Raw genomic sequence first — 14,292 nt, 5'->3', positions numbered from 1 at the left:
GGGCCCGCCCCGTGTGACGTGCACGCGTGCGCGTGTCACCGCACGTCGACGTAGTCCTCCGCGCCGCTGCCCACGAAGTGCCTGCTGTCGGGATACAGGAAGACGGGCACCCAGGTGCCGTCCTTCTGCGCCTTGAAGCCCTTGCTGAAGGAGCCGTTCGACTTCGTGGTGACGGTGGCCATCAGGTACCAGCTCTTCGCGCCCTTGGGCCGGAACAGGATCTGCGCCTTCCTGCCGCCGTACGCCTTCCAGGTCGACGTGCCGGCCCCGCGCTCCTGGAGCACGCCCGTGACGGTGATCGTCCGGCCCTTCCTCACCGGCTCGGGGGACGCGTTCGCGCCCTTGATCCGGGTGTCGGTGCGGTTCCTGCGCAGGCCGGCGCTGACGCTGCCCTTGATGTCCTTGGCCGTGGAGCCGGCGTACCGCAGCCGCCAGTAGCCGTCCGTGTAACCCGGCAGGGCTTCGACGATGAACTGCTCGTCGAAGCCCGTCCGCACGGTCTTCCTGGTGGTCCAGCCGGTGGTGCCGTTGGCCGAGTACTGGATGTCGACGTTGATCCGGTCGCTGAAGGAGTCCCCGAGACTGCGCAGGATGCCGGTGACCTCGAGCCGGGCGTACTCGTCCAGCCGCGCCGTGAACTCGGTGAACCGGGTCGGCGACGCGACCGCCACGGTGACGTCGGCGGTCGCCGTGCGCTGGATCCAGGCGTTGTACGGGTAGGGCGGGAAGCCCACCTCGTACACGGTCTTGCCGTACGGGTGAGCGACGAAGCTGAAGCGGCCGTCCACGCCGGTCGTGGCGTCGACGGCGTGGGAGGTGCTGCTGTCCTTGTAGTCCATCTCCAGCGGGATGCCGGCCAGCGGCTTCCACTCCGTGCCGCTCCGGTACTCCAGCGTGCCGGTGACGGTGAGCTTGTCGCCCGCCGTGACGTGGAAGTCGCTCTTGTCGAGCAGGAGACGGGTCGGCGCGGCCTGCGGCGAGATGCTGAGGACGGGACTCCAGGCCCAGCCCGGCTCGCCCTCGTACCGGGCCCTGGCCCAGCCGCCCTCCTGCAGGGTGCGGGAGGCGGAGAAGTGCCCGCCGTCGTCCGTGACGGCGGTCGTCTCGTCCCGGCCGAGGTCGAGGTTCACGGTGGCGCCGGACAGTGGCACCGTCTCACGGGTGCTGGGATCGCGGAGGACCATGTCGCCCTCGGCCGTGACCGTCCTGTTCTCGATGGTCGGCTCGGTCGGGGTGACGGTGAAGGCCGTGAAGACGGGCTGCTTGCGGTAGCGCAGTGTGCCCGCGTCCTTCTTGACGGTGGTCTCGCCCGCGGAGTTCGTGGCCTCGATGTCGATCGTGTAGTCGCCCAGCGTGTCCAGGTGGACGGGCCGGGAGGACCAGACGCCCTCCCACGGGCTGGCCGAGTAGGTCTGCGTGAACCCGGTGACCGTGGCCGCCGGCGCGTCCGACTCGCTGCCGCCCACAGGACGGAGCGTCGCGGTGACCTCGTCGATCCCGCCGCTGTAGTTGAGCTGCACGTCGGCGACCGACCAGTCGGCCGAGTCGCTGTACGCGCTCATGACGTTCGGTCCCACGGCGTGGGCCGTGCCGGGTATCGCGAGCGTGGACGACAGGACGGCGCCGGCCGTCACGAGTCCTCTGGCGATGCGTCTCAAGAACCCCCCTAGGTTCTTCATGAGCGACGAAAACCCCCTCCGGTTGCCCTGGAGGGGGTTTTCGTTCTTGTGGCTGGGGCCGGGGTCGAACCGGCGACCTATCGCTTTTCAGGCGATCGCTCGTACCAACTGAGCTACCCAGCCACGGAGTCCACGAGGAACTCCAGCGGTCCTGACGGGATTTGAACCCGCGGCCTCCACCTTGACAGGGTGGCGAGCACTCCAAACTGCTCCACAGGACCAAGCTGTGTGTACGACAGTGTCGCACACGGTGTTGCGTGCCCCCAACGGGATTCGAACCCGTGCTACCGCCTTGAAAGGGCGGCGTCCTAGGCCGCTAGACGATGAGGGCTATCGGCCCGCCTGGGCGCTTCGCAGCGCGTCGGGGACGTGAGAAGCATATGGGATGGCAGGAGGTATCGCCAAAACGGTTTGGGGCCCGTCCGGCGGATCGTGCCGGACGGACCCTAGGGGCGGGGCCGGGAGCCGGACGGCGCGGGGGCCGGGGGAGCCGAGGTCGGGGGAGCCGGGGGCGGGGTGGGGGACGACGGTGTGGGCGTCGGGGAGGCGCCCGGCTGGTTCTCCTTGGGGAGATGGCGGCTGACCTCGGCCGTCGTCAGGCCCAGGCCGCCCAGTTTGATCTCGTCCCAGGCCTGGAGGCGGCGGGAGCCGCGGTCGAAGTAGAGGATCGACGCCTCGATGGGGTCGGGGTACTCGCCCTCGACGGCACGCAGTCCGCTGCCGCCCGTGGAACCTTCGACGCGCAGCCGGGTGCCCTTGTCGAGCATCTCCGTCCCGGCGCGGTGGAGGTGTCCGGCCAGGACCATCGGGACCTCGCCGTCGGTGCGGCGGGCGGCGGAGGGCTCGTGGGCGACGGCCACGTCCACGGGGGTGCCGGCGGCCCGCTGGGCGCGGAGCGCCTGCGCGAGGCGGTCGCCCGCCGCCTCCTGGGTCCCCTCGGCGCCCGGGACGGTGGAGCGGTCGGGGGTGAACTGGGGGTCGCCGATGCCGGCGAAGCGCAGCCCCGCGAGGGTCACGGCCCGGCCGTCGTCCAGGACGTGGGCGTTCTTCATGTTCCGCAGGTAGACCTGGGTGGTCGTGGAGTCGTGGTTGCCGCGGACCCAGACGTAGGGGGCCCCGAGGTCGGCGACGGGGTCGAGGAAGCCGTTCTCGGCGGCCGTGCCGTGGTCCATGGTGTCGCCGGAGTCGACGATCACGTCGACCTTGTACTGCTGCACCAGCGAGGCGATGATCTTCCAGCTCGCGGGGTTGAGGTGGATGTCCGAGACGTGCAGGACGCGCACGGTGGTGGGGTCGGGCTGGTAGGCGGGGAGGGTGGAGGTGACGTCGTAGAGCTTGGTCACGTTGGTGACCAGGCGGGCCAGTTCCTGCTGGTAGACGTCGAACTCGGTGACGATGCTGCGGGCGTTGCCGACGACCGAGGGGGCGGAGGAGAGCAGGCCCGAGAAGCGGGGTTCGAGGACCGACTCGGGTTTCCAGGTGGCGTAGGCGGTGGCGCCGGAGGCGGCGAGCAGGGCCAGCGCCAGGCCGCCGGCGGCGAGGGCGCGGCGGGGGCGGCGGTAGACGGCGAGGCCGAGCGCGGTGGCGCCGGCGACGACGGCGACGCAGGAGCGTACGGCGAGGTCGAGGGTGCCGCGTTCGATGTCCTCGGTGACCTCGTCCTGGAGCCCGGACAGGCGTTCGGGGTGGTCGACGAGGGCCTGGGAACGGTCGGGGTCGAGCTGGTCGACGTTGACGTCCAGGCGCACGGGGGCGGTGTGGCTGTCGAGGTGGAGGGCGCCGAGCGGAGAGATGTTGATCTTCGTGCCGCCGTCGAGGGCGGGGCGCAGCGTCATCGTGGTGTTCATGGGGCCGACGGGCACCCGGACGTTCCCGACGACCAGCAGTCCGAGCCAGGCGCCCAGCAGGACGACCGCGGTGAGGCCGAGGGCGCGGACCCAGGGGCGGGGCCGGGCGGCGAGTTCGGGGACGGGGCCGTCGGGGCGGCGGGCGGTGCGGAGACGGTTCACGGTGCGCAGGGCTGCGGCGGGGACACGGACGCGGGCCATTGGTCGCGTATGCCCACGTGTGTGCCCGGACATGCGGACGCACCCGCCGTACGGCGCTGTCGTGCCGGAGAATGGGCCTCGTGCTGGAGATGACGCGCGAGGAGTTCGAGGAACTGGTCGCCGAGGCGCTGGACCGGATCCCGCCGGAGCTGACGCGGCTGATGGACAACGTCGCGGTGTTCGTCGAGGACGAGCCGCCGGCGGACGATCCCGAGCTGCTCGGGCTGTACGAGGGGACCCCGCTGACGGAACGCGGCGAGTGGTACGCGGGCGTGCTGCCGGACCGGATCACCGTTTACCGGGGGCCGACCCTGCGGATGTGCGGGACGCGGGAGGAGGTCGTCGAGGAGACCGAGGTGACGGTGGTGCACGAGATCGCCCACCACTTCGGGATCGACGACGCCCGGCTGCACGCGCTCGGGTACGGCTGAGCCGTCGCCGCGGTGAGGCGCGTGTCTTCCGGCGGGCGGCGGGAGTTGGGGGTGTGACTCCTGCGTCTGCCCCCGGAGGTGGCCCCGTGCGCCCCTTGTACGTACCCGTTCGCCTGGCCGTCACGGTGCTGGCCGTCGCCGCGGCCGCCGGCTGCATGAGCGTGGGTGACGAGGAGGGGGACCGGACCCGGCCCTCCCACTCGGCGGGGGAGCACGGCGGTGACGCGCCGGAGGGCGGGTCCGGCGGCCGGACCGGCGGGCACTGGTCCGGCGCGGGCGCCGGCGGCGGGCACGGGGGCGGCGCGGGCGGGACGAAGGGCGGCCCCGACGGGTCCGGTTCCCCCGCGGCCTCGCCGTCGGCCGGGCGGAGCGCGGCGGCCTCGACGGGGCCCGGGCCCGGCCGGAGCGAACGGCCGGGGGTGCCGCAGTCGCCGCGGGACGAGCCGACGCCGACGCGTTCGGCGGACCCGGAGCCGCCCCCGTCGCCGGAGCCTCCCGCGTCGCCGTCGCCGGAGCCGACGCCGGCCGAGCCGTCCGCGTCGGCGGACGCGGAGCCGGTGCCGCAGCTGGTCGAGCGGGAACCGGCGCCGGAGGCCGGGGCACCGGCGTAGATGCCGTACAGTGGTGTGCGACCCACGTCTACGCAGACCGGTTTGCCTTCAGGGGTACGGGTGCGTATGGTGGTAGATCGTTTGATCCCATTTGCCCGGCGCCACCACAGAGCGCGCCGTGTGGCGCGTACTCTCCCTTACCGTGACGGACCGCATTGAGGCGGTCGAATGCGAACACGGAGTTGACGGGCGCGTGCCGACGAGACTCCGGAAGGTTTCGCATTCGCATGTCCATTTCCCGTACTGATCACGTCGTCGTGTCCGAGAACAGCGAGGCGGTCGAGGCCGTCGAGGTCACCGCGACCGTCGACGCCGTGGAGACCACCGAGGCCGTGGAGACCACCGAGGCCGTCGAGGCTGTCGAGACCGACAAGGCGCCCGAGCTGTCCTTCGCGGACCTGGGGCTGCCCGAGGGCGTCGTGCGCAAGCTCGCCCAGAACGGCGTGACCTCGCCCTTCCCGATCCAGGCGGCGACCATCCCGGACGCCCTGGCCGGCAAGGACATCCTCGGCCGCGGCCGCACCGGCTCCGGCAAGACCCTCTCCTTCGGTCTGCCGACGCTGGCCACGCTGGCCGGCGGCCACACCGAGAAGCGCAAGCCGCGCGCCGTCATCCTCACCCCGACCCGCGAGCTGGCGATGCAGGTCGCCGACGCGCTCCAGCCGTACGGCGACGTCCTGGGCCTGAAGATGAAGGTCGTCTGCGGCGGCACCTCGATGAGCAACCAGATCTACGCCCTCGAGCGCGGTGTCGACGTCCTCGTCGCCACGCCGGGCCGACTGCGCGACATCATCAACCGCGGCGCCTGCTCCCTGGAGAACGTCGAGGTCACCGTCCTCGACGAGGCCGACCAGATGTCGGACCTGGGCTTCCTGCCCGAGGTCACCGAGCTGCTCGACCAGGTCCCGCAGGGCGGTCAGCGCATGCTGTTCTCGGCCACGATGGAGAACGAGATCTCCACGCTGGTCAAGCGCTACCTGAACAACCCCGTCACGCACGAGGTCGACAGCGCCCAGGGCAACGTGACGACCATGTCGCACCACATCCTGATCGTGAAGCCCAAGGACAAGGCGCCGGTCACCGCCGCGATCGCCTCCCGCAAGGGCCGCACCATCATCTTCGTGCGCACCCAGCTCGGCGCCGACCGGATCGCCGAGCAGCTGCGCGAGTCCGGTGTGAAGGCCGACGCGCTGCACGGCGGCATGACCCAGGGCGCGCGCACCCGCACGCTGGCCGACTTCAAGGACGGTTACGTCAACGCGCTCGTCGCGACCGACGTCGCCGCCCGCGGCATCCACGTCGACGGCATCGACCTGGTCCTCAACGTGGACCCGGCCGGCGACCACAAGGACTACCTGCACCGCGCCGGCCGCACGGCCCGCGCCGGCCGCACCGGCACCGTGGTCTCGCTCTCGCTGCCGCACCAGCGCCGCCAGATCTTCCGCCTGATGGAGGACGCGGGCGTCGACGCCGGGCGTCACATCATCCAGGGCGGTACGGCCTTCGAGCCGGAGGTCGCCGAGATCACCGGCGCCCGGTCGATGACCGAGGTCCAGGCCGAGTCGGCGGGCAACGCCGCCCAGCAGGCCGAGCGCGAGGTCGCCGAGCTGACCCGGGAGCTGGAGCGGGCGCAGCGGCGCGCGAGCGAGCTGCGCGAGGAGGCCGACCGACTGGTCGCGCGGGTGGCCCGCGAGCGTGGCGAGGACCCGGAGACGGCGATCGCCGAGGCGCAGGCCGCGGTGGCCGGGGCCGGCGAGACCGCCGGGACGGTCGGGTCGGAGGCCCTGACCGAGGTGTCCGTGCCGGCGCAGCCCGTCGCGCGGGACGCCGACCGTCCCGTCCGCGAGGAGCGTCCGGTGACCTCGTCGTCGTACGAGCGCCGTGAGCGGCGGGACGACCGCGGTGACCGTGGCGGTGACCGGGGTGGCTTCAACCGGGACCGTGACGACCGTGGTGGTCGTTCCTTCAACCGTGACGACCGTGGCGGGCGTCCGTTCGAGCGTCGTGACGACCGGGGTGGCTTCAACCGGGACCGTGACGACCGTGGTGGTCGTTCCTTCAACCGTGACGACCGCGGTGGGCGTCCGTTCGAGCGTCGTGACGACCGGGGCGGTTTCAACCGGGACCGTGACGACCGTGGTGGTCGTTCCTTCAACCGCGATGACCGCGGTGGGCGTCCGTTCGAGCGTCGTGACGACCGGGGCGGTTTCAACCGGGACCGTGACGACCGTGGTGGTCGTTCCTTCAACCGTGACGACCGCGGTGGGCGTCCGTTCGAGCGTCGTGACGACCGGGGTGGCTTCAACCGCGACCGTGACGACCGCGGCGGCCGTTCCTTCGAGCGCCGTGACGACCGGGGCGGCTTCCGCCGCGACGAGCGCGGTGGACACCGGGGCAGCGACCGCCCGTTCAACCGCGACCGCCGCGACGACCGTCCGGGTACCGGCTTCCGCGCCGGCGGCCACGACCGGCCGAGCGCCCGCCGCGACGACCACCGTGGCACCGGCACCGGCGGCTCCTCCTTCGGGCGCCGTGACGACAAGCCGCGCTGGAAGCGCAACGGCTGACGTCGCCCCGGCCGGCTGACCGCCGACCGAACACCGACTGCATCAGGGGAAGGGCCCGTACGACTCCGGTCGTACGGGCCCTTTTCCGTGTCCGAGGGGGAGCGGGCCCCCTGTTTCCCTGACGCCGCCCCCGAGCCGGTTGTTAGCATTCCCTTGCTTGGCATGGACAGAGCGGCCGGAGGGGGAAAACCGCCGCCGCCATGCCGTTCTCGCATCCCCTGGGGAGGGACCCTTGGCCCGGCGTGCCCGGATCACACTCACTTTCGCGAGCCTCGTCGCCCTCGGCGCGGGCTCCCTGACCACCGCGGGCCCGGCCGCCGCGGACACCACGCCCCTGCCGCTGACCACCAGCGGGGTGTGGGGGATCGACTTCGCCGGGGGCGTCCTGACCACGGTGGAGCGCGCGCCGAACGGCGACCCGTACGTCACCAACCGGCCGGTCGCGGCTGACGGTTCCACGGTGGGAGCACGGGAACCGCGCGCCTACGCGGGCGAGTACGCGACCGGTGCGCACCTGTCGCGGACCCCCTGCGACGCCGGCACCTGCGTGTCGCTGCGGGCGGCCGGGAACGGCGACGTGGGCGTCTTCTTCGGCAACTCCGAGGAGTACGACGGCAAGGAGCGCGCCCAGATCCGGACGGCCGGCAACGGCTACCACTCCGGCTCCGAGCCCCTCGTCACCGGCGGCAGGTACGTCGACACGACCGGCCGCTACTTCGTCTACGAGGCCGCCTCGACCGGCAGGCAGTACGTCGACTCCGTGCAGCCGTACCACGTGCAGCACGTGCGTCTCACCCGCGCCGTCACCGCCGCCTCCGTGTGGGGCTCGCGGCTGTACGCGCCGGGTACCGGCGACGGCACCGTCACCGCCTACGACCTGGAGCAGAAGAAGACCGTGGAGACGCTGGCCACCGGCGCTCCCTGCACGGTCGGGGAGCTGCAGGTGGTGGGCCGTTGGGTCTACTGGAACTGCGGCCCCACGGGCGCGGCCGGCGTGTTCGACCGCACGGCGAAGAAGAACGTCACCGTGCCGTCGGGACCGGTGCTCGTCGGCGACGGCTACCTGGTGCGGCACGACCGCGCCGCCGGCAAGCTGATGCTGACCGACTTCCACACCGGTACGGCGGCGGCCGCCCGCGAGATCGCCGATCTGCCGGCCGGGAACACCGCCGACCAGCGGCGGCAGACCTGGTCCGTCGACAAGTTCGGCGGGGACATCGCGTACGTGGACCCGGACAGCACCGTGCACGTGGTGCGGAGCGGGGTGCCGTCGCAGCCACTGGCGCCGGTCGAGGCCGAGGTCGACGACGCTTCCGTCAACGTCGCGGACGACTGGTGGAACAGCACCTGGCAGCTGAGCAAGCCGGCCACCTGGACCTTCACCGTGAAGGACGCCCAGGGCCACCGCGTGCACACCCGGACCGGCACCGGCACCGCGCCCGAGGGCAACTGGAACGGCCGGACGGACGCGGGCGCCGTCCCGTACAACGGCCGGTTCACCTGGACCCTGACGGCGACGGCGACCGAGGGCGCGGGCACCTACACCACGAGCGGCGCGATCGGCCTCTCCGGTGGTCGCCAGGGCCACCACGACCAGGGCGGCTACAGCTACGGCGAACTGGTCACGCTGAACGCGTCGGGTGCCCTGAGCCTGCACTACACCCACGGCAAGGGCACCTTCGACTGGAAGGTGTCCACCGGCGGCTGGCCCGCCGGGACCGTCGCGGTCCCCTTCGGCGACCTGACCGGTGACCGGTGCGCCGAGATGCTGGTCCGGATGCCGGGCGGCGAACTGCGCCGCTACACGGGCAAGTGCGGTGTGTCGTACTCCCCTTCCAGCTCCCGGCTGTCGCTCGGCACCGGCTGGAACACCTTCGACGTCCTCACCGCCCCCGGGGACGTCAGCGGTGACGGCCGTCCCGACCTGATCGCCCGCAAGGCCGCCACCGGCGCCGTGTACCTCTACAAGGGCACGAGCGCGGGACGGCTGGCCGCGCCGGTGAAGCTGTACGACAACTGGAAGACGTACAAGAAGGTCGTCGGGGCCGGCGACCTGAACGGGGACGGGGTCGGGGACCTCCTCGCGCAGGACAAGGCGAACAACCTGTACCGGTACTACGGGACGGGCAAGGGGACGTTCTCGGGGCGTGTGAAGCTGTACGCCGGTTGGGGGGCCTCCTACAACGCGCTCGTCGGCGTGGGCGACGTCACCGGGGACGGGAGGGCCGACCTGGTGGCACGGGACACCGCGGGCGTGCTGTGGCGGATGCCCGGGACCGGGAAGGGCACCTTCTCCGCACGGGTGAGGACCGCCACCGGCTGGCAGGGCTACAAGGGCCTCTTCTGACGGACCTTCCGGAATCCGTAGGGGTTCTTTCTGGCCAAGTTGTGACGTGTGTCACGCCCCCGGCGAGGGAATTGCTGGGGGCATGACAGATGACGGCACGGCGGCCGGCGGCCTCTCGGACGAGGAACGGCTGGCCCAGCTCGGATACACGCAGGTCCTCGCGCGCCGGATGTCGGCGTTCTCCAACTACGCGGTCTCCTTCACGATCATCTCGGTCCTGTCGGGCTGCCTGACGCTGTACCTGTTCGGCATGAACACCGGCGGCCCCGCGGTGATCACCTGGGGCTGGGTCGCGGTCGGCCTGATGACCCTGTTCGTCGGGCTGTCGATGGCCGAGATCTGCTCGGCCTACCCCACCTCGGCCGGCCTGTACTTCTGGGCCCACCGGCTGGCGCCGCCCCGCAGCGCGGCCGCCTGGGCCTGGTTCACGGGCTGGTTCAACGTGCTCGGCCAGGTCGCCGTGACGGCCGGCATCGACTTCGGCGCCGCGTCCTTCCTCGGCGCCTGGCTCAATCTCCAGTTCGACTTCGAGGTCACGCCCGGCCGGACGATCCTGCTGTTCGCGGGGATCCTCGTGCTGCACGGCCTGCTCAACACCTTCGGGGTGCGGATCGTCGCGCTCCTCAACAGCGTGAGCGTGTGGTGGCACGTCCTCGGGGTGGCCGTGATCGTCGGCGCGCTGACCTTCGTACCGGACGACCACCGGTCGGCGTCCTTCGTCTTCGGCGAGTTCGTCAACAACACCGGCTGGGGCAGCGGCGTCTACGTCGTCGCCCTCGGCCTGCTGATGGCCCAGTACACCTTCACCGGCTACGACGCCTCCGCCCACATGACCGAGGAGACCCACGACGCGTCGACCGCGGGCCCCCGGGGCATCGTGCGGTCCATCTGGACCTCGTGGATAGCGGGTTTCGTCCTGCTCCTCGGCTTCACCTTCGCCATCCAGTCCTACGACGGCGCCCTCGGCTCCCCGACCGGCGCCCCGCCCGCCCAGATCCTCCTCGACGCACTCGGCGCCACGGCGGGCAAACTGCTGCTCCTCGTCGTGATCGGCGCACAGCTGTTCTGCGGGATGGCCTCCGTCACCGCCAACAGCCGCATGATCTACGCCTTCTCCCGCGACGGGGCCCTGCCCTTCTCGCGGCTCTGGCGCACCGTCAGCCCGCGCACCCGGACCCCCGTGGCGGCGGTGTGGCTCGCGGCCGGCGGCGCGCTGCTGCTGGGCCTGCCCTACCTCATCAACGTCACGGCCTACGCGGCCGTCACCTCCATCGCCGTCATCGGCCTCTACATCGCCTACGTCATCCCGACCCTGCTGCGGCTGCGCAAGGGCGACGACTTCGCCCGCGGCCCCTGGCACCTGGGCCGGTGGTCCCGGACGATCGGCGTGATCTCCGTCGTCTGGGTGGGCGTCATCACCGTCCTGTTCATGCTCCCCCAGGTCTCCCCGGTGACCTCGGAGACCTTCAACTACGCCCCGGTGGCCGTCCTGGCCGTCCTCGGCTTCGCGGCCGTGTGGTGGTTCGCCTCGGCGCGGCACTGGTTCCTCAGGCCCGTCGACGGGCGGGCGGTCCCCCGCGAGGCTGCGGAGGCGACGGCGGAGCCGGTCGATCCGTGACCGATCTTCGCCGCCCGGCGCGGCCGTGTCCCGATACCCGATCGGCGACACGGCCACGTCCGGCTATGCTCGGGGAGGCGACATCGCCTGGGCCCTTAGCTCAATTGGCAGAGCAGTGGACTTTTAATCCATTGGTTGTGGGTTCGAGTCCCACAGGGCCTACCAGAGAGCCCCCGCACCGGAGTCTTCCGGTGCGGGGGCTCCGGCGTTCCCGGAGGGCGTGGGCCGGTCGGCGGTCGACGACGATCCTGGCCGCGTTGTCGGTCGGGGGCGGGGTCGGTGCCCTGAGGGGCGGGGCCCGGGAGTGCCGTATCGAACAAAAGAATGTGCGTTCTCACATGTAGATGATAGAAATGACCTCATGGGGATCGCCGACCGTCTGGATCTGACCCTGCGGCTCGTCCAGGGAGCCGCGGGGCAGGTGTCCGTGGCCGAACTCGCGCAACGGCTCGGGGTGTCCGAGATGACCGTGCGCCGCGACCTCGACGCGCTGGAGAAACAGGGCCTGGTGCGCCGGGTCCACGGCGGGGCCGTACCCGCGCGGGCCCGCGAGGAGGGTGCCGGCTTCGACGCGCGGCAGGCGTGGCAGGGCGCGACCAAGGACCGGCTGGGCGCGGCCGTCGCCGGCCTGGTGGAGCCGGGGACGCGGGTGCTGCTGGACGCCGGGACCACCACCGTGCACGTGGCCGAACACCTCGCCGCGCGCGGGCCGTTGACGGTGGCGGTGCTCAGCCTCCAGGCGGCGGTGCGGCTGGCCGACCGGCCCGGCATCGAACTGCTGGTCGTCGGCGGCCGCTCGCGGCCCGGCGAGCGGTCCCTGGTGGGGCCGCTGGCGCTGCGGACTTTGGAGTCCCTCGCCTTCGACCTGTTCGTCATGTCCATCGGCGGGGTGCACGCCGGGCACGGCTGGTCGGAGTTCTCGCTCGACGACGCGGCCGTGAAACGGGTGGGGCTCGGCCAGGCGGACCGCACGGTCGCGGTGGCCGACGCGACGAAGCTGGGCGTGCGCGCCTTCAACCGGGTCGCCCCGCTCGACGCCGTCCACGCCTTCGTCACCGACGGCGCGGCGGCCGGCCCCGACACCCACCCCGCGGGCCCGCAGACCCTCCGGGCGCTGCGCGAGGCCGGCGTGGAGACGCTGCTGGTCTGAGACGTCGGTCCACCGCTGGTCCAGGACGTCCGTCCGCCCACCGAGCCGAGGAGTGAGCCCGTGTCCCACCCGCCCCTGATGATCCTCGTCGCCGGCCCGTACCGTTCGGGCACCGGCGACGACCCCGCGAAGCTCGCCGCGAACGTGCGGGCCATGAACGAGACGGCCCTCGTCCTGTTCCGGGCCGGGCACCTGCCGGTCACCGGCGAGGCGCTGGCGCTGCCCCTGCTGGAGGCGGCGGGCAGCGGCGGTCCCGGCGACCCGCTCTTCGACGAACTCTTCCACCCCGTCGCCGAACGCCTCCTGGACCGCTGCGACGCCGTCCTGCGGATCGGCGGCCCCTCGGCGGGCGCGGACCGGATGGCGGAGCGGGCACACGCGTGCGGCAAGGACGTCTACACGGACCTCGCCGACGTGCCGGCCGCCGGCGGTACCCGATGACCGCCCCGGCGGGCCGGCCGGGCATCGACGTCCCCGACCCCCGCGGCCGTACCGGACTCGACCGCCAGGGCCGCGACCTGACGGGCAACGCGCGCGTGCGCGTCGTCGACGTCGAGGTGCTCGCCTGCGACTGGTCGGTGCTGCGCCGCACCACCTTCGACTACCGGCACGGTGACGGCCACTGGAGCCGCGAGCGGCGCGAGACCTACGACCGCGGTGACGGCGCGACCATCCTGCTCTACGACCCCGACCGGCGAACGGTCCTGCTGACCCGTCAGTTCCGGCTGCCCGCGTACGTCAACGGCCACCCCGACGGCATGCTGCTGGAGACCGCGGCCGGACTGCTGGACGGCGACGACCCGCGGGAGGCGATCCGCCGCGAGGCGGTGGAGGAGACCGGCCGGACCGTCCACGAGGTCGAGCACGTCTTCGACGCCTTCATGAGCCCCGGCTCGGTCACCGAACGCCTGAGCTTCTTCGCCGCCCCCTACGACGGCTCGGCGCCCGGCGTGGAGCGGGCCGGCCTCGCGGCCGAGGGGGAGGACATCACGGTCGTGGAACTGCCCTTCACCGAGGCGCTCGCCCTGGTCCGCACCGGCGGGATCGCCGACGCCAAGACCATCATGCTGCTCCAATGGGCGGCGCTGGACGGGCCGTTCGGCCGGAGCCGGCCGGCGGCAGGGAACCGGTCGCGTCCCGGCTCGTGAGTTCGGTGAGTTCGGTGAACTCGGTGCGTTCGGTCAGGTCGGCCAGGGGCAGCGTGTGCCGGGTCGTCAGGACCTTGGCCCGCAGGTAGCGCACGTTGTGCGGGGTGGTGAAGACGCCGGTGGGGACGCGGTCGCGGACGTCGACGCCCCGTCCGCGCAGCTGCTCGGCCTTGTCGGGGTTGTTGGACAGCAGGTCCAGCTCCGTGACGCCCAGGGCGTGCAGCATCTGGGCGGCGGCGGTGTAGTCCCGGGCGTCCTCCGGCAGCCCGAGGGCGGCGTTCGCCTCGTAGGTGTCGAGGCCCTGGTCCTGGAGGGCGTACGCGTCGAGCTTGTTGTAGAGGCCGATGCCGCGGCCCTCCTGGCGCAGGTAGAGCAGGATTCCGCCGCGGTCGGCGATGCGCTCGACCGCCTCGCGCAGCTGCGGGCCGCAGTCGCAGCGGGCGGATCCGAGGACGTCGCCGGTCAGGCACTCGGAGTGCAGCCGGACGAGCGGGACGGGGCCGGGATCGCCGAGGACGACGGCGACGTGCTCCTGGCCGTCGGCGAGGCCGTGGAAGGTGACGAGTTCGGCGTCCACCGAGTAGCCGTCGTGGAAGCGCAGCGGTACCCGGACGCGGGCACGCTGGGTGGCGGCGGGGGTGTCGAGCATGCGGGTTCTCCGGGTCCGGGGGGCAGTGCGCACGACTTCTGCTT

Annotated in this window: 10 protein-coding genes, 4 tRNA genes and 1 pseudogene; 9 read left to right on the top strand and 6 right to left on the bottom strand. The window is 72.3% G+C overall.

Annotated elements, in window-relative coordinates; translation table 11 throughout:
* Positions 1-35: 35 nt before the first annotated feature.
* The 5 genes from ACH4N1_RS04345 to ACH4N1_RS04325 form a co-directional block, all read right to left on the bottom strand.
* Positions 36-1,658 carry a hypothetical protein gene (locus tag ACH4N1_RS04345; RefSeq protein WP_398094449.1) on the bottom strand — a complete coding sequence of 541 codons (1,623 nt, stop codon included), beginning with the start codon at positions 1,656-1,658 and terminating at the stop codon, positions 36-38.
* 70 nt (positions 1,659-1,728) lie between these two features.
* Positions 1,729-1,802 (bottom strand) — tRNA-Phe (locus ACH4N1_RS04340).
* A 23-nt stretch (positions 1,803-1,825) separates the two neighbouring features.
* Positions 1,826-1,900, bottom strand: a tRNA-Asp gene (locus tag ACH4N1_RS04335).
* A 37-nt stretch (positions 1,901-1,937) separates the two neighbouring features.
* A tRNA-Glu gene (locus ACH4N1_RS04330) sits at positions 1,938-2,010 on the bottom strand.
* 115 nt (positions 2,011-2,125) lie between these two features.
* Positions 2,126-3,727 (bottom strand): metallophosphoesterase, encoded by a 1,602-nt coding sequence (locus ACH4N1_RS04325; RefSeq protein WP_398094447.1) that lies wholly within the window; start codon positions 3,725-3,727, stop codon positions 2,126-2,128.
* A gap of 80 nt (positions 3,728-3,807) precedes the next feature.
* On the opposite strand from ACH4N1_RS04325, the gene ACH4N1_RS04320 reads away from it, so the two are divergent.
* From ACH4N1_RS04320 to ACH4N1_RS04280, 9 genes are all read left to right on the top strand, one after another.
* Positions 3,808-4,158, top strand: a complete 351-nt coding sequence (locus ACH4N1_RS04320; protein WP_366060162.1) for a metallopeptidase family protein — start codon at positions 3,808-3,810, stop codon at positions 4,156-4,158.
* 86 nt (positions 4,159-4,244) lie between these two features.
* A complete protein-coding gene (locus ACH4N1_RS04315) occupies positions 4,245-4,769 on the top strand; it encodes a hypothetical protein (RefSeq protein ID WP_398094445.1) in 525 nt (174 codons plus the stop codon).
* A gap of 227 nt (positions 4,770-4,996) precedes the next feature.
* The gene (locus ACH4N1_RS04310) at positions 4,997-7,336 is read left to right on the top strand and encodes a DEAD/DEAH box helicase (RefSeq protein ID WP_398094443.1); all 2,340 of its coding nucleotides are present in this window, start codon (positions 4,997-4,999) and stop codon (positions 7,334-7,336) included.
* Positions 7,337-7,568: 232 nt separating this feature from the next.
* Positions 7,569-9,683, top strand: coding sequence for an FG-GAP repeat domain-containing protein (locus ACH4N1_RS04305; protein ID WP_398094441.1), 2,115 nt, complete (start codon positions 7,569-7,571; stop codon positions 9,681-9,683).
* Between the two features lie 82 nt (positions 9,684-9,765).
* Positions 9,766-11,301: an amino acid permease gene (locus tag ACH4N1_RS04300; RefSeq protein WP_398094439.1), complete on the top strand. Its 1,536-nt coding sequence runs from the start codon at positions 9,766-9,768 to the stop codon at positions 11,299-11,301.
* 89 nt (positions 11,302-11,390) lie between these two features.
* Positions 11,391-11,466, top strand: a tRNA-Lys gene (locus ACH4N1_RS04295).
* Positions 11,467-11,662: 196 nt separating this feature from the next.
* Positions 11,663-12,451, top strand: coding sequence for a DeoR/GlpR family DNA-binding transcription regulator (locus ACH4N1_RS04290; RefSeq protein ID WP_398094438.1), 789 nt, complete (start codon positions 11,663-11,665; stop codon positions 12,449-12,451).
* Positions 12,452-12,529: 78 nt separating this feature from the next.
* Complete coding sequence (locus tag ACH4N1_RS04285; RefSeq protein ID WP_398095219.1) at positions 12,530-12,892, top strand: DUF4406 domain-containing protein; 363 nt, start codon at positions 12,530-12,532, stop codon at positions 12,890-12,892.
* Positions 12,889-13,599, top strand: a complete 711-nt coding sequence (locus ACH4N1_RS04280; protein ID WP_398094436.1) for an NUDIX domain-containing protein — start codon at positions 12,889-12,891, stop codon at positions 13,597-13,599. Before ACH4N1_RS04285 ends, ACH4N1_RS04280 begins: the two co-directional genes overlap by 4 nt.
* Positions 13,600-13,627: 28 nt before the next feature.
* On the opposite strand, the pseudogene ribA reads toward ACH4N1_RS04280, so the two are convergent.
* A pseudogene (gene ribA, locus ACH4N1_RS04275) lies at positions 13,628-14,248 on the bottom strand (GTP cyclohydrolase II); the annotation flags it as partial.
* Between the last annotated feature and the right edge of the window lie 44 nt (positions 14,249-14,292).

It is taken from the genome of Streptomyces sp. NPDC017202, from assembly GCF_044331705.1.
In the GTDB taxonomy this organism is placed as follows: Bacteria; Actinomycetota; Actinomycetes; order Streptomycetales; family Streptomycetaceae; genus Streptomyces.
Note: the sequence above shows the minus strand (reverse complement) of the source record. Positions and strands in the feature narration are given on the sequence as shown.